General features: G+C 60.5%; 20 protein-coding genes. 10 read left to right on the forward strand and 10 right to left on the reverse strand.

Annotation, left to right across the window (positions count from 1 at the left end):
• Nucleotides 1-2: 2 nt before the first annotated feature.
• The 9 genes from E4P00_RS26390 (at nucleotide 3) to E4P00_RS26430 (ending at nucleotide 8,011) form a co-directional block, all read left to right on the forward strand.
• The gene (locus tag E4P00_RS26390) at nucleotides 3-1,991 is read left to right on the forward strand and encodes a heme lyase CcmF/NrfE family subunit (RefSeq protein WP_248133342.1); all 1,989 of its coding nucleotides are present in this window, start codon (nucleotides 3-5) and stop codon (nucleotides 1,989-1,991) included.
• The gene (locus E4P00_RS26395; RefSeq protein WP_005786510.1) at nucleotides 1,988-2,524 is read left to right on the forward strand and encodes a DsbE family thiol:disulfide interchange protein; all 537 of its coding nucleotides are present in this window, start codon (nucleotides 1,988-1,990) and stop codon (nucleotides 2,522-2,524) included. Before E4P00_RS26390 ends, E4P00_RS26395 begins: the two co-directional genes overlap by 4 nt.
• The gene (locus E4P00_RS26400; protein WP_005786512.1) at nucleotides 2,521-2,994 is read left to right on the forward strand and encodes a cytochrome c-type biogenesis protein; all 474 of its coding nucleotides are present in this window, start codon (nucleotides 2,521-2,523) and stop codon (nucleotides 2,992-2,994) included. The genes E4P00_RS26395 and E4P00_RS26400 overlap by 4 nt, the downstream gene beginning before the upstream one ends.
• On the forward strand, nucleotides 2,987-4,177 hold the full coding sequence (gene ccmI, locus E4P00_RS26405) for a c-type cytochrome biogenesis protein CcmI (RefSeq protein WP_032877110.1): 1,191 nt from the start codon (nucleotides 2,987-2,989) through the stop codon (nucleotides 4,175-4,177). Before E4P00_RS26400 ends, ccmI begins: the two co-directional genes overlap by 8 nt.
• A gap of 10 nt (nucleotides 4,178-4,187) precedes the next feature.
• A complete protein-coding gene (locus E4P00_RS26410) occupies nucleotides 4,188-4,583 on the forward strand; it encodes a hypothetical protein (RefSeq protein ID WP_216090956.1) in 396 nt (131 codons plus the stop codon).
• Nucleotides 4,584-4,829: 246 nt separating this feature from the next.
• Nucleotides 4,830-5,417 (forward strand): phosphonate metabolism protein/1,5-bisphosphokinase (PRPP-forming) PhnN, encoded by a 588-nt coding sequence (gene phnN / locus E4P00_RS26415; RefSeq protein ID WP_078820714.1) that lies wholly within the window; start codon nucleotides 4,830-4,832, stop codon nucleotides 5,415-5,417.
• A 361-nt stretch (nucleotides 5,418-5,778) separates the two neighbouring features.
• Nucleotides 5,779-7,299: a M10 family metallopeptidase C-terminal domain-containing protein gene (locus E4P00_RS26420; RefSeq protein ID WP_078820715.1), complete on the forward strand. Its 1,521-nt coding sequence runs from the start codon at nucleotides 5,779-5,781 to the stop codon at nucleotides 7,297-7,299.
• Nucleotides 7,300-7,406: 107 nt separating this feature from the next.
• Nucleotides 7,407-7,595 carry a type II toxin-antitoxin system HicA family toxin gene (locus E4P00_RS26425; protein WP_248133343.1) on the forward strand — a complete coding sequence of 63 codons (189 nt, stop codon included), beginning with the start codon at nucleotides 7,407-7,409 and terminating at the stop codon, nucleotides 7,593-7,595.
• An 11-nt stretch (nucleotides 7,596-7,606) separates the two neighbouring features.
• The gene (locus tag E4P00_RS26430) at nucleotides 7,607-8,011 is read left to right on the forward strand and encodes a type II toxin-antitoxin system HicB family antitoxin (RefSeq protein WP_032877106.1); all 405 of its coding nucleotides are present in this window, start codon (nucleotides 7,607-7,609) and stop codon (nucleotides 8,009-8,011) included.
• Here the strand turns inward: E4P00_RS26430 and E4P00_RS26435 are convergent.
• The 9 genes from E4P00_RS26435 to gcl all read right to left on the reverse strand — a co-directional run bounded on the left by E4P00_RS26435 (nucleotide 8,008) and on the right by gcl (nucleotide 18,845).
• Nucleotides 8,008-9,204, reverse strand: a complete 1,197-nt coding sequence (locus tag E4P00_RS26435; RefSeq protein ID WP_081883284.1) for an MFS transporter — start codon at nucleotides 9,202-9,204, stop codon at nucleotides 8,008-8,010. The two genes, E4P00_RS26430 and E4P00_RS26435, sit on opposite strands and share 4 nt — an antisense overlap.
• 241 nt (nucleotides 9,205-9,445) lie before the next feature.
• Nucleotides 9,446-10,447, reverse strand: coding sequence for a sulfate ABC transporter substrate-binding protein (locus E4P00_RS26440; RefSeq protein WP_248133344.1), 1,002 nt, complete (start codon nucleotides 10,445-10,447; stop codon nucleotides 9,446-9,448).
• 94 nt (nucleotides 10,448-10,541) lie between these two features.
• Nucleotides 10,542-11,366 (reverse strand): ion transporter, encoded by an 825-nt coding sequence (locus tag E4P00_RS26445; RefSeq protein WP_005786531.1) that lies wholly within the window; start codon nucleotides 11,364-11,366, stop codon nucleotides 10,542-10,544.
• Nucleotides 11,367-11,397: 31 nt separating this feature from the next.
• On the reverse strand, nucleotides 11,398-12,273 hold the full coding sequence (locus E4P00_RS26450; RefSeq protein ID WP_248133345.1) for an urea transporter: 876 nt from the start codon (nucleotides 12,271-12,273) through the stop codon (nucleotides 11,398-11,400).
• A gap of 119 nt (nucleotides 12,274-12,392) precedes the next feature.
• Nucleotides 12,393-13,808, reverse strand: a complete 1,416-nt coding sequence (gene pyk, locus E4P00_RS26455; protein ID WP_032877103.1) for a pyruvate kinase — start codon at nucleotides 13,806-13,808, stop codon at nucleotides 12,393-12,395.
• The gene (locus tag E4P00_RS26460) at nucleotides 13,798-15,078 is read right to left on the reverse strand and encodes a glycerate kinase (RefSeq protein ID WP_078820718.1); all 1,281 of its coding nucleotides are present in this window, start codon (nucleotides 15,076-15,078) and stop codon (nucleotides 13,798-13,800) included. Before E4P00_RS26460 ends, pyk begins: the two co-directional genes overlap by 11 nt.
• A 179-nt stretch (nucleotides 15,079-15,257) precedes the next feature.
• Nucleotides 15,258-16,148 (reverse strand): 2-hydroxy-3-oxopropionate reductase, encoded by an 891-nt coding sequence (locus tag E4P00_RS26465; RefSeq protein ID WP_078820719.1) that lies wholly within the window; start codon nucleotides 16,146-16,148, stop codon nucleotides 15,258-15,260.
• A 128-nt stretch (nucleotides 16,149-16,276) separates the two neighbouring features.
• Nucleotides 16,277-17,059 carry a hydroxypyruvate isomerase gene (gene hyi, locus E4P00_RS26470; protein WP_032877100.1) on the reverse strand — a complete coding sequence of 261 codons (783 nt, stop codon included), beginning with the start codon at nucleotides 17,057-17,059 and terminating at the stop codon, nucleotides 16,277-16,279.
• Between the two features lie 10 nt (nucleotides 17,060-17,069).
• A complete protein-coding gene (gene gcl / locus E4P00_RS26475) occupies nucleotides 17,070-18,845 on the reverse strand; it encodes a glyoxylate carboligase (RefSeq protein WP_032877099.1) in 1,776 nt (591 codons plus the stop codon).
• A 255-nt stretch (nucleotides 18,846-19,100) separates the two neighbouring features.
• Here gcl and E4P00_RS26480 point away from each other — a divergent pair, with 255 nt between their 5' ends.
• Nucleotides 19,101-19,541, forward strand: coding sequence for a heme-binding protein (locus tag E4P00_RS26480; RefSeq protein WP_032877098.1), 441 nt, complete (start codon nucleotides 19,101-19,103; stop codon nucleotides 19,539-19,541).
• Nucleotides 19,542-19,672: 131 nt separating this feature from the next.
• Here E4P00_RS26480 and E4P00_RS26485 read toward each other — a convergent pair whose 3' ends face one another.
• Nucleotides 19,673-20,131, reverse strand: a complete 459-nt coding sequence (locus tag E4P00_RS26485) for a transposase (RefSeq protein WP_032877097.1) — start codon at nucleotides 20,129-20,131, stop codon at nucleotides 19,673-19,675.
• Between the last annotated feature and the right edge of the window lie 11 nt (nucleotides 20,132-20,142).

Below are 20,142 nucleotides of genomic sequence, written 5' to 3' on the forward strand. Positions count from 1 at the left end.
TGATGACGTCCGCATTGTTTATTCCTGAACTGGGCCAACTGGCGATGATCCTCGCCCTGTGCTTTGCCGTGGTCCAGGCCGTGGTGCCGTTGCTCGGTGCCTGGCGCGGCGATCGTTTGTGGATGAGCCTGGCGCAGCCGGCCGCCTGGGGTCAGTTTGCTTTCCTGCTGTTCGCCTTCGGTTGCCTGACCTATGCCTTCATGACCGACGACTTTTCCGTCGCCTATGTCGCGAACAACTCCAACAGCGCCTTGCCCTGGTACTACAAGTTCAGCGCCGTGTGGGGCGCCCACGAAGGTTCGTTGCTGCTGTGGGCGCTGATCCTCGGCGGCTGGACCTTTGCCGTGTCGGTATTCTCGCGCCAACTGCCGCAAGTGATGCTGGCGCGAGTCCTGGCGGTGATGGGCATGATCAGCATCGGCTTCATGCTGTTTCTGATCATGACCTCCAATCCATTCAGCCGCATCCTGCCGCAGATCCCCGCAGACGGGCATGACCTCAACCCGCTGTTGCAGGACATCGGCCTGATCGTGCACCCGCCGATGCTCTACATGGGTTACGTGGGCTTCTCCGTAGCTTTTGCGTTTGCCATCGCGGCCTTGCTTGGCGGGCGGTTGGATGCGGCGTGGGCGCGCTGGTCGCGTCCCTGGACCATCGTCGCCTGGGCCTTCCTCGGTATCGGTATCACCTTGGGCTCGTGGTGGGCCTACTACGAACTTGGCTGGGGCGGCTGGTGGTTCTGGGACCCGGTGGAAAACGCGTCCTTCATGCCCTGGTTGGTGGGTACGGCGCTGATTCACTCCCTGGCAGTGACCGAAAAGCGTGGCGTATTCAAAAGCTGGACGGTATTGCTCGCCATCGCCGCGTTTTCCCTCAGCCTGCTCGGCACTTTCCTTGTGCGTTCGGGGGTGCTGACGTCAGTGCATGCGTTTGCCTCCGACCCCGAACGCGGCGTGTTCATCCTGATCTTCCTGCTGTTTGTGGTGGGCGGTTCCCTGACCCTGTTCGCCCTGCGCGCGCCGGTGGTCAAGAGCCAGGTCGGTTTCAACCTGTGGTCGCGCGAAACCCTGCTGCTGGGCAATAACCTGGTACTGGTGGTAGCCGCGTCAATGATCCTGCTCGGCACCCTCTACCCGCTGGTGCTGGATGCCTTGAGCGGCGCCAAGCTGTCCGTGGGCCCGCCGTACTTCAATGCGTTGTTCATCCCGTTGATGGGCCTGTTGATGGTAGTGATGGCGGTCGGTGTGCTGGTGCGCTGGAAAGACACCCCGGTGAAATGGCTGGCAGGCATGTTGATGCCGGTGCTGTTGGGCAGCGTGGCCCTGGCAGTGATCGCCGGGTTCGCCTACGGCGACTTCAATTGGGCGGTACTCGCCACGTTCCTGCTGGCGGCCTGGGTGTTGCTGGCCGGCGTGCGGGACATCTTCGACAAGACGCGCCACAAAGGCCTGATCAAAGGCTTGCCCACCCTGACCCGCAGTTACTGGGGCATGCAGATCGCTCACATTGGCATCGCCGTGTGCGCTTTGGGCGTAGTGCTCTCCAGCCAGAACAGCGCCGAGCGCGACCTGCGCCTGGCGCCGGGTGAGTCCATGGACCTGGCCGGTTACCAGTTCATCTTCGAAGGTGCCAGGCACTTCGAAGGGCCGAACTTCACCTCGGATAAAGGCACCGTGCGCGTAGTGCGCAATGGCAAGGAAATCGCCGTATTGCACCCTGAAAAGCGCCTGTACACAGTGCAAAGTTCAATGATGACCGAAGCCGGTATCGACGCCGGTTTCACCCGTGACCTGTATGTGGCGCTGGGTGAACCCTTGGGCGACGGCGCCTGGGCTGTGCGGGTGCATGTCAAACCCTTCGTGCGCTGGATCTGGTTCGGCGGGTTGCTCACAGGCTTTGGCGGTTTGCTCGCCGCGCTGGATCGGCGTTATCGGGTCAAGGTCAGCAGCCGTGTGCGTGAAGCATTGGGCCTTTCAGGAGCGGCAGTATGAAACGTTGGTTGATGGTGGTGCCGCTGGCATTGTTTCTGCTGATGGCAGTGTTCCTGTATCGCGGGCTGTATCTGGACCCGGCCGAGTTACCCTCGGCGATGATCGGCAAGCCGTTTCCTGCGTTCAACCTGCCGACGGTGCAGGGTGACAAGACCCTGACCCAGGCCGACCTGCAGGGCAAGCCGGCGCTGGTCAACGTGTGGGCCACCTGGTGCATCTCCTGCCGCGTCGAACACCCGGTGCTGAACAAACTGGCCGAGAAGGGCGTGGTGATCTACGGCATCAACTACAAGGACGACAATGCGGCGGCCTTGAAATGGCTGGCCGAGTTTCATAACCCTTACCAGCTCGATATCCGTGATGAAGACGGCAACCTGGGTTTGAACCTGGGCGTCTATGGCGCGCCGGAAACCTTCTTCATCGACGCCAAGGGCGTGATCCGTGACAAGTTCGTCGGCGTGATCGACGAGGTAGTCTGGCGTGAGCAACTGGCCGCCAAGTACCAGGCCCTGGTCGATGAGGCCAAGCCATGAAGCGTTGGTTGACCGCTGCTGTTTTAGCCCTGGGCCTGGCCGGTGTGGCCCATGCCGCCATCGACACCTATGAATTTGCCAATGACGCCGAGCGTGAGCGTTTCCGCGACCTGACCAAGGAACTGCGCTGCCCCAAGTGCCAGAACCAGGACATCGCCGACTCCAACGCGCCCATCGCCGCTGACCTGCGCAAAGAAATCTTCCGCATGTTGGGAGAGGGCAAGGATAACCAGCAGATCATCGACTTTATGGTCGACCGCTACGGTGATTTCGTGCGCTACAAACCGGCCCTTACCGGCAAAACCGCGCTGCTCTGGTTCGGCCCCGCCGGGCTGTTGCTGGCCGGCGTTGTGGTGATGGCGGTGATCGTGCGCCGTCGCCGCGCCGCGCCTACCGATGGTTCCGATGCGCTGTCCCCTGAAGAGCGTAAACGCCTCGACCAATTGCTGGACACCAAGACTGATGATTGATTTCTGGCTCGCAGCCGGCTTGCTGCTTCTGATTGCCCTGAGTTTCCTGTTGATTCCTGTACTGCGTGACCGTCGCGCCCAGCGTGAAGAGGATCGTACCGCGCTGAACGTGGCGCTGTATCAGGAACGCGTCGCCGAGCTGCAAGTGCAGCAGGACGAAGGTGTATTGAACGCCGTGCAACTGGATACGGGCCGCGCCGAGGCGGCTCGCGAGTTGCTGGCCGATACCGAGGGCGTGGAAAAGCCCCGTGAATCGCGCCTGGGCAAACCGCTGCCGTTTTTGGCGGCGTTTCTGGTGCCGGTGCTTGGCGTTGCGCTGTACCTGCATTATGGGGCGAGCGACAAGGTCGAACTGACCCGCGAATTCTCACAGCCTCCGGTGTCCATGGCCGACATGACTCAGCGCCTGGAGCGTGCCGCGGCAGCCCAGCCGGATTCGGCCGAGGGCCTGTATTTCCTGGGGCGCGCCTACATGGCTCAGGACCGTTCCGCCGATGCCGCCAAAGTCTTTGAACGCACCGTAGCCTTGGCCGGGCGCCAGCCGGAATTGCTTGGCCAGTGGGCCCAGGCACAATACTTTGCCGACAATAAACAGTGGTCGCCCAAGGTGCAGGCGCTGACCGACGAGGCGTTAAAGCTCGATCCCAAGGAAGTCACCAGCCTTGGCCTGTTGGGGATCGCGGCTTTTGAAGGCCAGCGTTATCAGGAAGCGATCGATTACTGGAACCGTCTGCTGGCGCAACTGCCACCGCAGGACAACTCCCGTGTAGCGCTGCAAGGCGGTATTGACCGGGCTGGCGAGAAGCTTAAAGAGAGCGGCGGTACGGTCGCGCGCAAGGCGGTAATGACCGTGCGTGTAGACCTGTCCGCCGAAGCGAAAGCCAAAGCCTTGCCGACCGACACTGTGTTCATCTTCGCCCGTGCAGTCAGCGGCCCACCGGCACCCTTGGCGGCCAAGCGCGTCACCGTTGCCGAACTGCCCATCACCGTCGAACTGGGCGATGCCGACGCGATGATGCCGCAGTTGAAACTGTCCAACTTCCCCGAAGTCCAACTGGTTGCGCGCATATCCCGGGCCGGCCAACCGACCACTGGCGAATGGATCGGCCGCAGCCAACCGCTGGCCAGCAGCACCACTGCGCTGCAGCAATTGACCATCGATACTCCGGACAAGTCATTCTGAGGAAACGCCCATGACCGCATTTGCACGCATCACCCTGCTCAGCCTGGTACTCGGCCTGAGCGCCTGTGCGGTCCACCGCCCACCTGCGGCACCCACCGGCCCGACCATCCCGCCATCGGGCCCGTCGACTCAGCCGAGCACCAAGCCTTCCGGCCCGCTGACCCCGCCGCCAAAGCCACTGCCAAGCAAGTCCCCCACCTTTGCTCCACCACCGGGGGCTGCCAGCCACTGGGACGGCAAGATGCAGGTGTACGTGCTCGACGACCAGCCCGACACCTTCTACCGCCAGCGTACCTACTACCGCTGGAGCAACGGCTGGAGCCGTTCCATCAGCCCCAACGGGCCTTGGGAAGAAACCAATGTGCAAGGCGTGCCGCCGGGGTTGAGCAAGCAGTACGCGCAATGACCTGTGGCGAGGGAGCAAGCTCCCTCGCCACAGTTGCCAGTTCTGTCTTAACTGACTTGCATCAGGGCTTGCCCCCTCCCACAGGTGCGCGGCAGCGCGCACTCGGGTAATGTGGCCGCCAGCCGGCCTGGCTGGCGAAAAATTGCTGGATATACTTTCCAGTGGCCGCTACCTGGCGCAGGTCGGTTGCTGCGAAGCGTTGCCGGGGGCGCAACAAGCCTGGAGACAAGCCAAGAGGGTGTTTTGATGACGGGCAGGTTGATCTATCTCATCGGGCCATCGGGTTCGGGCAAGGACAGCCTGCTGGATGCCGCACGTCTGCGCTTGCAGGCGCGTGGTTGCCGCATGGTGCGCCGGGTGATCACACGCTCGGCGGAGGCAGTCGGCGAAGCGGCGCAAGGGGTGAGCCCGCAGGAGTTTGCGCGGATGGACGCCGAGGGCGCGTTTGCCTTGAGCTGGCAGGCCAATGGCTTGTCGTATGGCATCCCCAGGGAAATCGACGAGTGGCTGGCCGCAGGGGACGATGTGCTGGTCAATGGCTCTCGCGCCCACCTGGCGCAGACCCGTGAGCGTTACCCGACATTGTTGGTGTTGCTGCTGACGGTCGATCAAGCCGTATTGCGCCAACGTTTGATCGCACGCGGGCGTGAGTCATTGGCGGACATCGAAGAGCGATTGGCGCGCAACGCGCGATTTACCGCTGAGCTGATTGCCGGAAACGGCGCAGGTTTGTTTGTGTTGGATAATTCCGGGCCCTTGGAGCATACCGTCGAACGCTTGCTGTGCTGCCTGGATCAGGCGCACTCGGTAGCTGCGGGCAATCAAGGTGTGTAGGCATTGATCATGTTTCAGATCAGATAAAAGCCTTCACCTCAAGCGTGTTTTCTTCGGTATGTTTGAGTGGGTTTCTTGATGTTGTTAAGTAAAACTCTTGATTGAATTAAGTTGATTTGTTGAAAACTGTTTCTTCTGTGGCTTAACGCCTTTGTGGCGATTGGTATGTAGGGGTGTGTCGATCCGATTAATACTTGTACGGACTTTTTGCTGTTGTGTTTAATAAATGCTTTCGCAAAAAAATAACGGTAGTTAAGGTGTTTTTGATATGGGATTTTTATCGGGCTGGCAACGGATAAGTCAGTGTCGGTAATTCATATATGGACGGTTAACTCCTCACTGTTCAGAGTATCAATACACCATGCAAATCCCTGTTAGGCATTCTGCCCGTACGCGCGCTCCGGCGATGTCGCAGTCCCGGTTATCAGCCGCTGAGAACGCAGTTGTTCTCTGGGCAAACAATAAAAAAACCTTCACCACGGATCAGGCAGCGAAACATATTACGCGCAGTGGATCCAAGTTTCATGATCTCAATAAAGATGGCAAGGTTGTCGTCGGCTTTAACTTCGCCGGCGGTTTCAATGCCGCGCAGAAAGAGCGAGCCAGACAAGCACTGCAATACTGGGCGGATGTCGCCAATATCGAGTTTGTCGAAAACGGCTCGAACACCGATGGCACCATCAGTATCAGGGGCACGTCGGGTTCGTCAGGCTGGGCGGGGCTGCCTAACAGGCATTACTCCAGAGTCCAGGCCAACATCGGCACCAGCGGTGGGCAAAACCCGACAATGGGCAGCCACTTCCTGGGTTTGTTGATCCATGAACTGGGGCACACCCTCGGGCTAAGTCATCCGGGTGAATACAACGGCGGGGGCTTCAATTACTCCCGCTCTGCCGAATATGCCCAGGACACCAAGGCACGCAGTGTCATGAGTTATTGGGCGGAGACTTATCAGCCTGGGCATAATTTTGCCAGGCACAGCCCGGTAGCGCCGATGATGGATGATATCGCCGCGGCCCAGCGGCTTTACGGGGCGAATAGCAAAACCCGCAATACCGATACCACCTACGGCTTCAACTCCAACTCCGCTCGGGAGTTCTATAGCCTCAAGCGCGGGAGTGACAAACCGATTTTCACCGTTTGGGACGGCGGTGGTAACGACACGCTCGACTTCTCCGGGTTCACCCAGAACCAAACCATCAGCCTCAAGGCCGAAACGTTCTCGGATGTAGGTGGCTTGCGGGGGAATGTGTCGATTGCCAAGGGCGTGAGCGTGGAGAATGCCATTGGTGGTTCCGGCGACGATACATTGATAGGCAACGAAGCTGGCAATCGTCTTACGGGCGGCCGGGGGGCGGATAAGCTTCACGGTGGTGCTGGGGCGGACACGTTCGTCTATCACCGTGTCGTCGATTCAACGCCGCAGAACCCGGACATCATCCAGGACTTCCAAAGCGGGATCGACAAGATTGACCTGACCGGAGTGCTTCAGACTGCGCAGCTCAAGTCGCTGAATTTCTCCGACCGATTCAAAGGCCGGGCGGGGGATGCGGTGCTCGGGCATGACTCGGCGACGGGGCGTTTCACCCTGGCGGTGGATACGACTGGCACTGGCACAGCTGATCTGTTGGTGACCAGCCAAGGCCAGATCAAACAGACGGATGTGGTGTGGAGCGGGCAGGCCCCAACGGTGATTCCTTTCCCCACCCCTGAAACCATTGTCGCGCCTGTTCCAGAACCTCTCCCGACGCCTATTCCAGAACCGACTCCAGACACAGACCAGCCGCACGAACCGGGTCCCAGGCCAGGGGGGAGCTTTATCCAGAACGTTTTTTCATCGTTCACGGGTTTTATAAGCAGGCTGTTTTCGATTTTTTCGTGAGTTTTCAACATTCGGTAAAACAGCCGCCAGTCCGGGCGATGCTTTTTGTGCTTGATTAATGGTAACTCTAGGGTTACTTTTATTCAGGCCAAGCCAAGGAGGCAGCGGTGCAGAGCAGGCTATTGATCAAGGAGTTGCAGGAAGCGGGTTGGGTGCTGGATCGGGTCACGGGCAGTCATCATATTTTTATCCATCGCTATAACCCATACACCATCCCGGTACCCCACCCCAAGAAAGACCTGCCCCTGGGCACTGTCAAAAGCATCAGGAAGCGCGCCGGGTTGTTTCAGTTTTAAGGAGAGCATTCATGCAATACCCAATCTGTATCGAATGGGGCGATGATTTCACCGCCACCGGTATCCAGATCCCTGATATCCCAGGCGCGGTCACTGCCGGGGACAGTTTCGAAGAAGCCTACAATGCCGCCGTGGAAGTGGCGCATATCCTTTTGCAGGAAATCGCCGCAGAGGGTGGGGTGATTCCGATGCCAACCTCGGTCGCCACTCATCACGCTCATGAAGACTATCTGGGCATGGGCTGGGGCATGTTGGAACTGGACATCTCGCCTTATCTTGGCAAGACCGAGAAGGTCAATGTGACCTTGCCCGGCTATGTCATTCAGCGCATTGACCGTTATGTGCGCGAGCACAAGGTCAAAAGCCGGTCCTCCTTTCTGGCGGACGCGGCGCTGGAGAAGTTGGTGCGCTCTTAGGCGGTTGCCACCTTCACCTGGCGCGATGCAGAAAGGAAACGCAACAACGCCACCAGTGGGAAAGCGCTGCCCACCAGCATCACGCTCAGCCAGCCGCCGTGTTCATACACGCTGCTGGCAATTGCCGAACCGAACGCACCGCCGATGAAGATGCTGGTCATGTACAGCGCGTTCAGGCGGCTGCGGCTGTGGGCATCGAGGGCGTATACAGCGCGCTGGCCGAGGACCATGTTCATCTGCACGCAGAAGTCCAGAACCACGCCGGTCACTGCCAGGCCGATCACGCTGTACACCGGATGCACGAACGCGGGCAGGAAACTCAACGCGCCAAACAGCATTGCCAGCAGCGAGGCGCGGTGGGTGTGGCCGGCATCGGCCAGGCGACCGGCGATGGGCGCGGCGATGGCGCCCAGGGCACCCACCAGGGCGAACAGCGCGATTTCACTTTGGCTCAGGCCATGGTTGCGCGCCAGCTCCAGTGGAGCAGCGGTCCAGAACAGGCTGAAGGTGGCAAACATGCACGCCTGGTAAAACGCACGCTGGCGCAATACCGGCTGCTTACGCAGCAAGGTGCCCAGGGAGCGCAGCAATTGGGCGTAGCTGGCGCTGTGATCGGGTTGACGCTTTGGAATGGTCAGCATCAGCACCACGCTGATAAACGCCATCAAGGCGGCGGCGGCCATAAACATCGCACGCCAGCCGAAGTGGTCGGCCACCACGCTGGACACCGGCCGCGCCAGCAGAATGCCCAGCAGCAAGCCGCCCATGATGCTGCCGACCACACGACCACGGGACTCGGCAGGGGCCAGGTGCGCGGCGAGCGGGATGAGGATCTGCACCGATACCGAACTGAAACCGATCAGTAGCGACACCAGCAAGAACAGGTTGGGCTGTTCGGTGAACGCTGCGCCCAACAGGCTAGCGATAGCCACCACGGTGGTGAAGATCATCAGCCTGCGGTTTTCCAGCAAATCACCCAACGGCACCAGGAAGAACAGGCCCAAGGCATAACCGATTTGCGTCAGCGACACGATCAGGCTGGCCATCGCCGGCGTCAGGCCGATGTCCGGGGCAATCAGTTCGATGATTGGCTGCGCGTAGTAGATGTTGGCGACGATGGCGCCGCAGCAAAACGCGAACAGCATGACCATGCTCCGGGTCATGGTGCCTGTGGCGTGAGAGGTAGCGTTCATGGCGTGCTCGTAAGGCGAAGGACGATGGGGTGAGAGAGTAAAGGCAAGGGCCGGCAGTGAGTAGGCCGCTTGGCGTGATAACTGTCATGCCGCGAAATAATGACTCAATGCAAAACCCAATGTGGGAGGGGGCTTGCTCCCGATAGCAGTGTGTCAGTCAGCACAGGCATTGGCTGACACACCGCTATCGGGAGCAAGCCCCCTCCCACAATTTTGATCGAGTCTATTCAGCCAAGATCATTCACTGGCCGGAGTAGATCTGGTCAAACACCCCACCATCGTTGAAGTGGGTCTTCTGCACCGTGCGCCAGTCACCAAAGGTTTTCTCCACCGACAGGAAGTCCACCTTCGGGAAGCGGTCGGTGTATTTGGCCAACACCTTCGGATCCCGTGGGCGCAGGTAGTTGTTGGCCGCAATTTCCTGACCCTCTGGCGACCACAGGTACTTCAGGTAGTCTTCAGCGGCAGTACGGGTGCCTTTCTTTTCGACCACTTTGTCGACCACCGAAACGGGCGGCTCGGCTTCGGCGGAAACGCTTGGATAGATCACTTCGAACTGATCGCGGCCAAACTCACGGGCGATCATTTCTGCTTCGTTCTCAAAGGTCACCAGCACGTCGCCGATCTGGTTGGTCATGAACGTGGTGGTCGCGGCACGCCCACCGGTGTCCAGCACGGGCGCTTGTTTGAACAGTTTGCCGACGAAGGCCTTGGCCTTCTCTTCGTCGCCGCCGTTCTTGAGCACATAACCCCAGGCCGACAGGTAGGTGTAGCGGCCGTTACCCGAGGTTTTCGGGTTGGGCACGATCACCTGCACGCCGTCCTTGAGCAGGTCCGGCCAATCTTTCAGGGTTTTGGGGTTGCCTTTGCGCACGATGAATACGGTCGCAGAGGTAAAGGGTGCACTGTTGTTCGGCAGGCGCGTGACCCAGTTGTCCGGCACCAGCTTGCCATTGTCGGCCAGGGCATTGATGTCGGTGGCCATGTTCATGGTGATCACATCAGCCGGCAGGCCGTCGATGACCGAGCGCGCCTGTTTGCTGGAGCCGCCGAAGGACATCTGCAGCGTCAACTTGTCGTTCGGGTGCTCGGCTTCCCAATGCTTCTGAAATGCGGCGTTGTAGTCCTTGTAGAAGTCGCGCATCACGTCGTAGGAGACGTTGAGCAGGGTGGTCGCTGCCTGGGCAGAGCCCGCCAGGGCCAGGCCGGCGGCCAGAAGAGAGGCGCTGAGGATTTTTTTCACTGCTCATTCCTTGTTGTTCGAGAAGAGGGGAGGCAATTTGCCAGCGACTATAGCCGGGCCTGCATAGACCTTTAAAGATTAAAACGAACTTTGCTTATTCCAGTTTATGGAAAAGATTGCTGCCACAGCGCGAGCAAAACGCGGCGTTGGGTTCGTGGCTGTCTTTCTTGCACGCCGGGCACTCGGTACGCAGCTGTTCACCACGCATGGCACTGGCCAGCTCGGCGGTAAAAATGCCCGTGGGTACGGCAATGATCGAATAACCGGTGATCATGACCAGCGATGAAATCACCTGGCCCAGCGGTGTCTTGGGCACGATATCGCCGAAGCCCACGGTGGTCAGGGTCACGATGGCCCAGTAGATGCCCTTGGGAATGCTGGTAAACCCGTGTTCCGGGCCTTCGATCACGTACATCAAGGTACCGAACACCGTCACCAGCGTGCACACGCTGACCAGGAACACCACGATCTTCTGCTTGCTGCCGCGCAGCGCCGCCATCAAATAATTGGCTTGCTTGAGGTACGGGCTGAGCTTGAGCACGCGGAAGATTCGCAGCATCCGGATGATGCGGATGATCAGCAGGTACTGCGCATCGCTGTAGTACAGGGCAAGGATGCCGGGGACGATGGCCAGCAGGTCCACCAGGCCATAAAAGCTGAAGGCATAGCGCAGCGGCTTGGGCGAACAATACAGGCGCAGGCCGTACTCGATGGCGAAGATCAGCGTGAAGCCCCATTCGATATAGGCCAGTACGTCCGCGTAGTTCTGGTGGATCTGGTCGATGCTGTCGAGCATCACGATCACCAGGCTGGCGAGGATGATCAGCAGCAGGATGCCGTCAAAGCGCCGCCCGGCGACGGTATCGCTTTGAAACACCATGATGTAGAGCCGCTGGCGCCAGTCGTTGTTGCTGTCCATAAATCCTGCCTGAAGCGAATATCGAGCAAGCCTAGGGGGATTCGAACGGGCTGTCCATGCGGGGTTTGTGAAGCAACCGGTGACCGGCGCGCACCAGCCAGCAGGCGAGGATAAACGGTGCAGTCAGTGCGGGCAGGTGCAGGGCGGTGAAGCCCGGCGTGAGCAGGATGGCCAGGCCGATGCCCAGCAGCGGTAACCAGGGCTGGTGACGTAACGGGCTCAGGGCCAGGGCCGCCAATGCCGGGTTATAGCTGTGCAGACCGAGCAGGGCACCGGAAGGCTCATTCAACCACAGGCCGGCCAGCACACCGAGGCTGGCGCCGATCATGGCCCATGCGGCGGCACGGCGGTCAGCCAGCAGCAAACCCAGGGCGATTAAAAGACCCGCCAGGGGCTGCTCCAGCAGCATGATTTGCCCAAGACCGGAAAAGGGCGCCGTGAGTACCGCGAACATGTCGGCCTGGGCCGGCGCAAGCGTAGTTTGAGGTACATGGCCGAGCAGCAGCCAGCCGAGGCCAACAAAGGGGGCAGTGTAGGCGGGCAAATTGTGGGGCCGGCTGGCGTGTTTCAACCATTGCCGGGTGAGGATAGCGCTCAAGCCGCCGCCCGCCAGGATCAGCGGCGGCACCAGCGCCGACCAGGCAAAGTGCTGGCTGATCAACAAGCCCAGCAGTACGCCGTTGTAGCTATACAGCCCGGCCTGACGCTCAGCTTTGGGATACCCACGGCGCTGGGCGGTGAGCAACCCCGCGACACCGCCCAGCAACGCACCGCCCAGCAAGTCCGGGGCGCCGATCAGGATCGCCAGCAGGCACAGCAGGCCGCACAGCGGGTGGCGCTGCAGGAAAATCTGGCTGAAGCCGTTGAGCAGGGCTTCGGCCCAGTCGGGGCAGGTGTGGTTGTGCATGATAGGTATTCAATGAGACCGAGTTGTCCCCATCGCAGGCAAGCCAGCTCCCACATTTGACGGTGTTCACACATCCAAATGTGGGAGCTGGCTTGCCTGCGATGAGGCCCCTACAGGCGCTAGAGCAATGTCTCGATACGCAGCGAGTTGGTCGACCCCGGCTGCCCGAACGGCACCCCTGCGGTAATCACCAAGGTATCCCCACGCTGCGCCATACCCTGGGCCTGGGCAATTTCCAGCGCGGTGGAACACACCTCGTCGACCTGGCGCAAACGATCATTGACCACCGAATGCACGCCCCACGCCACGCTCAAGCGTCGCGCCGTGGACAGGTTCGGCGTGAGGTTGAGGATCGGCGCCACCGGGCGCTCCCTTGCGGCGCGCAAGCTGGAACTGCCCGACTCGCTGTAGTTCACCAGCACCGCCACCGGCAGGATGCTGCTGATGCGCCGGATCGCGCAGCTGATGGCGTCCGACACCGTGGCATCCGCCTTGGGCCGGCTGACGTCCAGTTGCGCCTGGTAATCCGGGCCATTTTCCACCTGACGGATGATCTTGCTCATCATCTGTACCGCTTCCAGCGGGTACTCGCCCGACGCGGTTTCGGCCGACAGCATCACCGCGTCCGCGCCTTCAGCCACGGCGTTGGCGACATCGGTGACTTCGGCACGCGTCGGCGCCGGGGAGAAGCGCATGGATTCGAGCATCTGCGTGGCGACCACTACCGGCTTGCCCAGTTGGCGGCAGGTGCTGATGATGTCTTTCTGGATCTGCGGCACGCTTTCGGCCGGCACTTCCACGCCCAGGTCGCCTCTGGCCACCATGATCGCATCGCTCAACTCGGCGATTTCCTGCAGGCGCTGCACGGCTGAGGGCTTCTCGATCTTGGCCATCAGGAAGGCCTTGTCGCCAATCAGCTCGCGGGCCTCGCGGATATCTTCCGGGCGCTGCACAAAGGACAGCGCCACCCAGTCCACGCCCAGCTCCAGGCCAAAGCTCAGGTCGCGGCGGTCCTTGGCGGTGAGCGGGCTGAGTTCCAATAGCGCTTGTGGGACGTTTACGCCTTTACGGTCGGACAGCTCGCCGCCGTTGAGCACGGTGGTGTCGATGGCATCGGCGTGTTTGGTGATCACCCGCAGGCGCAGCTTGCCGTCGTCGAGCAGCAAGTCCATGCCCGGTTCAAGGGCCGCGATGATCTCTGGGTGGGGCAGGTTGATGCGGCGTTGGTCGCCGGGTGTCGGGTCGAGGTCCAGGCGCAGGGCCTGGCCGCGAATCAACTGTACCTTGCCTTCGGCAAAACGTCCGACCCGCAGCTTCGGCCCTTGCAGGTCCATGAGGATGCCCAGCGGGTAATTCAGCTGGCGCTCCACTTGGCGAATCCACTGGTAACGCTGCGCATGGTCGGCGTGCTCACCGTGGCTGAAGTTGAGGCGGAAGATATTCACCCCGGCTTGCACCAGCTCGCGAATGTCATCGATACCGTCGGTGGCCGGGCCCAGGGTGGCGAGGATTTTGACCTTCTTGTCAGGCGTCATGGTTGGCAGTCTCAAGGATCAGGATGGCGCGGAAATCGTTGACGTTGGTGCGGGTCGGCTCGGTGACGATCAAGTCGCCCAGGGCGGCGAAATAGCCGTAGCCATTATTGTTATCCAACTCGTCGCTGGCGCTCAGGCCGAGGGCTTCGGCACGGCGGTAGCTGCAGGGGGTCATGATCGCGCCGGCATTATCTTCCGAGCCGTCGATACCGTCGGTGTCGCCGGCCAGGGCGTAAACGCCGGGCATGCCCTTAAGGCTATCGGTGAGGCTGAGCAGGAATTCGGCATTGCGTCCGCCACGGCCGTTGCCGCGCACGGTGACGGTAGTTTCGCCGCCCGAAAGGATCACGCACGGCGCTGCCAGGGGCTGGCCGTGCTGCACAATCTGCCGGGCGATGCCGGCATGCACCTTGGCCACCTCCCGCGCTTCACCTTCCAGGTCACCGAGGATCAGTGGGCTGAACCCTGCCCGGCGGACCTTCACGGCCACGGCTTCCAGGGATTGCTGGGGGCGGGCGATCAATTGGAAGTGGCTGCGGGCAAGTATCGGGTCGCCAGGCTTGACGGTTTCCGAGGCGGGGTTTTGCAACCAACTGCGCACCGAGGCGGGAGCGTCGATGCCATAGCGCTTGAGGATTGCCAGGGCTTGTTGCGAAGTGCTCGGGTCACCGACGGTTGGGCCCGAGGCGATCACCGTGGCCTGGTCGCCCGGCACATCGGAAATTGCGTAGGTGTACACGGTAGCCGGCCAAGCGGCCTTGGCCAGTCGCCCGCCCTTGATCGCCGAGAGGTGCTTGCGCACGCAATTCATCTCGCCAATGGTGGCACCGGATTTGAGCAGGGCTTTATTGATGCTTTGCTTGTCGGCCAGGCTGATGCCTTCGGCGGGCAAGGCCAGCAGCGCCGAACCGCCGCCGGACAGCAGGAAAATCACACGGTCTTCTTCGCCCAGGTTGCTGATCAGCGCCAGTACGCGCTGGGCCACAGCCAGGCCGGCAGCATCCGGCACCGGGTGGGCCGCTTCGACCACCTCGATTTTTTTGCACGGCGCACCGTGCCCGTAGCGGGTGACCACCAGGCCCGATACCTCTCCCTGCCAGCAGTCTTCGACGACCAGCGCCATGGCGGCCGCGGCCTTGCCGGCGCCGATCACGATCACTCGGCCACTGCGGTCAACAGGCAGGTAGGGTTCAAGGACTTGCCGGGGGTGGGCGGCGTCGATGGCTGTGGCAAACAGCTCGCGAAGCAGGTGTTGCGGATCGACCGACATAAGCGGGCTCCCGGGGGATTCTTGTTGTTAGGAGTGCAGCCATTTCAGATTTGAAATGCGGTCAAAATGTGGGAGGGGGCTTGCTCCCGATAGCGGTGTATCAGTCGACATAGTGGTTGAATGACCGATTGCTATCGGGAGCAAACCCCCTCCTACACTGGATTGCATTCCAAGGTAGGTTACTTGTCGCGGATGGAGAAATTGGCCATGTGCTCCAGGCCCTTGATCAGTGCCGAGTGGTCCCAGTTACCGCCGCCAATCGCCGTGCAGGTGCTGAACACTTGCTGGGTGCCGGCGGTGTTCGGCAGGTTGATCCCAAGTTCCTTGGCGCCGGCCAATGCCAGGTTCAGGTCTTTCTGATGCAGGTTGATGCGGAAGCCCGGATCGAAGGTGCCCTTGATCATGCGTTCGCCATGTACTTCCAGAATCTTCGACGACGCAAAGCCACCCATCAACGCTTCACGCACCTTGGCCGGGTCGGCACCGTTTTTCGAGGCAAACAGCAAGGCTTCGGCCACCGCCTGGATGTTCAGCGCGACGATGATCTGGTTGGCGACCTTGGCGGTCTGGCCATCGCCGTTACCGCCCACCAGGGTGATGTTCTTGCCCATGGCCTGGAACAGCGGCAATGCGCGTTCGAACGTCTGCGGTTCACCACCGACCATGATGCTCAAGGTACCGGCCTTGGCGCCGACTTCACCGCCAGACACCGGTGCATCCAGGTACTGCGCGCCGGTGTCGTTGATCTTCGCCGCGAACGCCTTGGTGGCGGTGGGGGAGATCGAGCTCATGTCGATCACTACTTTATTGGGTGACAGACCGGCGGCCACGCCATCGGCGCGCAACAGCACGTCTTCGACCTGTGGGGTGTCGGGCACCATGACGATGATGAATTCCGATTCCTGGGCGACCTGCTGCGGGTTGGCCAAGGCGATGGCGCCGGCAGCAAGCAGCTCGGCGGGCGCTTTGCCGTGGTGCTCGGAGAGAAACAGTTGGTGACCGGCTTTCTGCAAGTTGGCGGCCATGGGTTGGCCCATGATGCCGGTGCCGATAAATCCGATTTTAGCCATGATCAAAATCCTCTTTTAATGTGGGAGCTGGCTTGCCTGCGATGGCATCAACCGGACCTGACTGATACACCGAGGTGTTTGCATCGCAGGCAAGCCAGCTCCCACATTGTTTTATGTTGTGTCAGTTGTCAGATGGCGTTATGGGTCTTGAGCCAACCCAAACCCGCCTCGGTCGTGGTCAACGGCTTGTACTCACAGCCGACCCAACCTGCGTAACCAATGCGGTCCAGATGCTCGAACAGGAAGCGGTAGTTGATCTCACCGGTACCTGGCTCGTTGCGCCCCGGGTTGTCTGCCAGCTGGATATGGTTGATCTCACCCAGGTGCGTTTGCATGGTCCGCGCCAGGTCGCCTTCCATGATTTGCATGTGGTAGATGTCGTATTGCAGGAACAGGTTGGCGCTGCCCACTTGCTCGCGAATCGACAGAGCCTGCGCCGTGTTGTTGAGGTAGAAGCCCGGAATGTCGCGGGTGTTGATCATCTCCATCACCAGCTTGATACCCGCCGCCTGCAGCTTCTCGGCGGCGTACTTGAGGTTGGCGACGAAGGTTTTTTCCACGGTCTCGTCATCGACGCCTTGTGGCCGGATACCTGCCAGGCAGTTGACCTGGGTGTTGCCCAATACCTGGGCATAGGCGATGGCCAGTTTGACCCCGGCGCGGAATTCCTCGACCCGGTCCGGGTGGCAGGCCAGGCCGCGCTCGCCCTTGGCCCAATCACCGGCCGGCAGGTTGAACAGCACCTGGGTCAGGCCGTTGGCATCGAGCTGTGCCTTGATATCGGCAGAGCTGAATTCGTACGGGAACAGGTATTCCACACCTTCGAAGCCGGCATCGGCGGCTGCCTTGAAGCGAGCAAGGAAGTCCTGTTCGGTAAACAGCATGGACAGGTTGGCGGCAAAGCGCGGCATAGGGTTCTCCTTAATCGAGCAGGGAAATGGCAGTCGGCGCATCGTTGCCGACCAGGGCCAGGTCTTCGAATTCGTTGACGGCGTTGATCTCGGTGCCCATGGAAATATTGGTCACTCGCTCCAGAATAATCTCAACGATCACCGGCACTTTGAATTCTTCGATCATTTCCTGAGCCTTGCGCAGGGCCGGTTGGATCTGGCCCGGCTCGAACACACGCAGCGCCTTGCAGCCCAGGCCCTCGGCGACGGCCACATGGTCGACGCCATAACCGTTGAGTTCCGGGGCGTTGAGGTTGTCGAAAGACAGCTGCACGCAGTAGTCCATTTCAAAGCCGCGCTGGGCCTGGCGGATCAGCCCCAGGTAAGAGTTGTTCACCACCACGTGGATGTACGGCAGCTTGAACTGCGCGCCCACCGCCAGTTCTTCGATCATGAACTGGAAGTCGTAGTCGCCTGACAGCGCCACCACCTTGCGGCTCGGGTCGGCCTTGACCACGCCGAGTGCCGCCGGAATGGTCCAGCCCAGCGGGCCCGCCTGGCCGCAGTTGATCCAGTGGCGTGGCTTGTACACATGTAAAAATTGCGCGCCGGCAATCTGCGACAGGCCGATGGTGCTGACGTAGCAGGTGTCTTTGCCGAACACCTGGTTCATCTCTTCGTACACGCGTTGCGGCTTGACCGGCACGTTGTCGAAGTGCGTCTTGCGGTGCAGCGTGGCTTTGCGTTGCTGGCAGTCATGCAACCAGGCGCTGCGATCCTTGAGCTTGCCGGCGGCTTTCCATTCGCGGGCGACTTCAATGAACATCGTCAGCGCGGAACCGGCGTCGGAGACGATACCCAGGTCCGGGGTGAACACGCGGCCAATCTGCGTCGGCTCGATGTCAACGTGAATGAATCTGCGCCCTTCGGTGTACACCTCCACCGAGCCGGTGTGACGGTTGGCCCAGCGGTTGCCGATACCCAGCACCACGTCCGACTTGAGCATCGTCGCGTTGCCATAACGGTGGGACGTCTGCAGGCCGACCATGCCTACCATCAGCGGGTGGTCATCGGGAATGGTGCCCCAGCCCATCAGGGTCGGAATCACCGGGATGCCGGTCAACTCAGCGAACTCCACCAGCAACTCGCTGGCGTCGGCGTTGATCACGCCACCACCGCTCACCAGCAATGGGCGTTCAGCCTGGTCCAGCATCGCCAGGGCTTTCTCGACCTGGATACGGGTGGCCAAGGGCTTGGCCAGGGGCAGTGGCTGGTAGGCGTCGATGTCGAATTCGATCTCGGCCATTTGTACGTCGAACGGCAAGTCGATCAGTACCGGGCCTGGGCGCCCGGAACGCATTTCATAGAAAGCCTTCTGGAACGCGTAGGGCACCTGGCCGGGTTCGAGCACGGTGGTGGCCCACTTGGTCACGGGCTTGACGATGCTGGTGATATCGACGGCCTGGAAGTCTTCCTTGTGCATCCGTGCACGTGGCGCTTGCCCGGTGATGCACAGGATCGGAATCGAGTCGGCCGAGGCGCTGTACAGGCCGGTGACCATGTCAGTGCCCGCCGGGCCCGAAGTGCCGATGCACACGCCGATATTGCCGGCCTTGGTGCGGGTATAGCCCTCGGCCATGTGCGAGGCGCCTTCAACGTGGCGAGCAAGGACGTGATCGATGCCACCCACCTTCTGCAAGGCTGAATACAGCGGGTTGATCGCGGCGCCCGGGATACCGAAGGCGGTATCCACACCTTCACGGCGCATCACCAGGACAGCGGCTTCGATTGCTCTCATTTTGCTCATGGTTTTGGTGCCTCTTGCGTTTTGTAATTGTATACAAGTGGTGTCTGTCCAAAGTGTATTCACGGCGGACGGCGCAGGTCAATGCATTTTATGAAACGGCCTTTGCGTTCGTCGGAACGGCTTTTTTCGACGTATGGAGCCTTTGTTTGAAAATATTGTATACAAAAACAAATGTCATTGTGTTCTATTTATTCGATCGAGCATCTGATCAAACAGAACTCCACCGCTTTCCAATAACAAAAGAAGGACGGCACCATGAGCGCTTTAACCTTGAAACTCGCCACCCAGTTGGCCGGCCATGCTATCGCCGCAGGCCGCACGATTTCTGCAGCGCCGCTGACCATCGCGGTACTCGATAGCGGGGGGCACTTGATTACCTTGCAGCGCGAAGACGGCGCCAGCCTGCTGCGCCCGCAAATCGCCATCGGCAAGGCCTGGGGGGCGATTGCCTTGGGCAAGGGCTCACGTTTACTGGCACTGGATGCGCAGCAGCGGCCGGCGTTTATCGCAGCGTTGAACAGCCTGGGGCAGGGCAGTGTGGTGCCGGCGCCGGGCGGGGTGTTGATACGGGATCAGTCGGGGGTGGTGTTGGGGGCGATTGGAATCACCGGGGATACGTCGGATATTGACGAGCAGTGTGCGATCACGGCGATTGAGGGGGTGGGGTTGATGGCGGATGCGGGGGTGTCGGCTTGAGTCGTTCTGACTGTGAGTAAGCTATCGCAGGCAAGCCAGCTCCCACATTGACGGTGTTCACAGATCTAACTGTGTGAGCCCACTCAGTGTGGGAGTTGGCTTGCCTGCGATGCAGTCGACTCGGTCTACAGTCAAACCCAAATGGCATCCCATAGCGGATAGTCGCCAAATTTCTTTACCAACCCGGCCCTGAGTGGATTGGCTACGATGTAACGTGCAATCCCCTCAAGGCTTTCCTCTCGACGCACGGCATGATCATGAAAGCCCGGCTGCCAGAGGCGACCTTGGCGGCCCGCCACCGCATTCACCACTCGGGTGCTCTTGGATTTAACTTGGCGCATCAAGTCGGCAAGCGAACCTTTCTCCAGAGAAACAAGCCAATGGAAATGATCAGGCATCACTACCCAGGCCAATGATGTTGCGAGCCCTTTATATTGAGCGATCCTGAATTGTTGTACGACCAGGCGGCCGAGTTTGAAGTCGCTGAAGATGGGCTCGCGTTCAAGGGTGTTGGTGGTGAGCAGGTAAATGCGGTTGGATTCGTTATAGCGTCCGATGCGCAGGCGATTTGAAGCAGGGAGATCGGGCATTCCTTGGCCTC

This window comes from Pseudomonas sp. B329 (genome assembly GCF_023127835.1).
GTDB classification, from domain to species: Bacteria; Pseudomonadota; Gammaproteobacteria; order Pseudomonadales; family Pseudomonadaceae; genus Aquipseudomonas; species Aquipseudomonas synxantha_A.

Bases quoted from the DNA above. Each gene is read 5' to 3' on its own strand.
- E4P00_RS26390 (WP_248133342.1), top strand. From the start codon at position 3: ATGACGTCCGCATTGTTTATTCCTGAACTGGGCCAACTGGCGATGATC.
- E4P00_RS26395 (WP_005786510.1), top strand. From the start codon at position 1,988: ATGAAACGTTGGTTGATGGTGGTGCCGCTGGCATTGTTTCTGCTGATG.
- E4P00_RS26400 (WP_005786512.1), top strand. From the start codon at position 2,521: ATGAAGCGTTGGTTGACCGCTGCTGTTTTAGCCCTGGGCCTGGCCGGT.
- ccmI (WP_032877110.1), top strand. From the start codon at position 2,987: ATGATTGATTTCTGGCTCGCAGCCGGCTTGCTGCTTCTGATTGCCCTG.
- E4P00_RS26410 (WP_216090956.1), top strand. From the start codon at position 4,188: ATGACCGCATTTGCACGCATCACCCTGCTCAGCCTGGTACTCGGCCTG.
- phnN (WP_078820714.1), top strand. From the start codon at position 4,830: ATGACGGGCAGGTTGATCTATCTCATCGGGCCATCGGGTTCGGGCAAG.
- E4P00_RS26420 (WP_078820715.1), top strand. From the start codon at position 5,779: ATGCAAATCCCTGTTAGGCATTCTGCCCGTACGCGCGCTCCGGCGATG.
- E4P00_RS26430 (WP_032877106.1), top strand. From the start codon at position 7,607: ATGCAATACCCAATCTGTATCGAATGGGGCGATGATTTCACCGCCACC.
- E4P00_RS26435 (WP_081883284.1), bottom strand. From the start codon at position 9,204: ATGAACGCTACCTCTCACGCCACAGGCACCATGACCCGGAGCATGGTC.
- E4P00_RS26445 (WP_005786531.1), bottom strand. From the start codon at position 11,366: ATGGACAGCAACAACGACTGGCGCCAGCGGCTCTACATCATGGTGTTT.
- E4P00_RS26450 (WP_248133345.1), bottom strand. From the start codon at position 12,273: ATGCACAACCACACCTGCCCCGACTGGGCCGAAGCCCTGCTCAACGGC.
- pyk (WP_032877103.1), bottom strand. From the start codon at position 13,808: ATGACGCCTGACAAGAAGGTCAAAATCCTCGCCACCCTGGGCCCGGCC.
- E4P00_RS26460 (WP_078820718.1), bottom strand. From the start codon at position 15,078: ATGTCGGTCGATCCGCAACACCTGCTTCGCGAGCTGTTTGCCACAGCC.
- E4P00_RS26465 (WP_078820719.1), bottom strand. From the start codon at position 16,148: ATGGCTAAAATCGGATTTATCGGCACCGGCATCATGGGCCAACCCATG.
- hyi (WP_032877100.1), bottom strand. From the start codon at position 17,059: ATGCCGCGCTTTGCCGCCAACCTGTCCATGCTGTTTACCGAACAGGAC.
- gcl (WP_032877099.1), bottom strand. From the start codon at position 18,845: ATGAGCAAAATGAGAGCAATCGAAGCCGCTGTCCTGGTGATGCGCCGT.
- E4P00_RS26480 (WP_032877098.1), top strand. From the start codon at position 19,101: ATGAGCGCTTTAACCTTGAAACTCGCCACCCAGTTGGCCGGCCATGCT.
- E4P00_RS26485 (WP_032877097.1), bottom strand. From the start codon at position 20,131: ATGCCCGATCTCCCTGCTTCAAATCGCCTGCGCATCGGACGCTATAAC.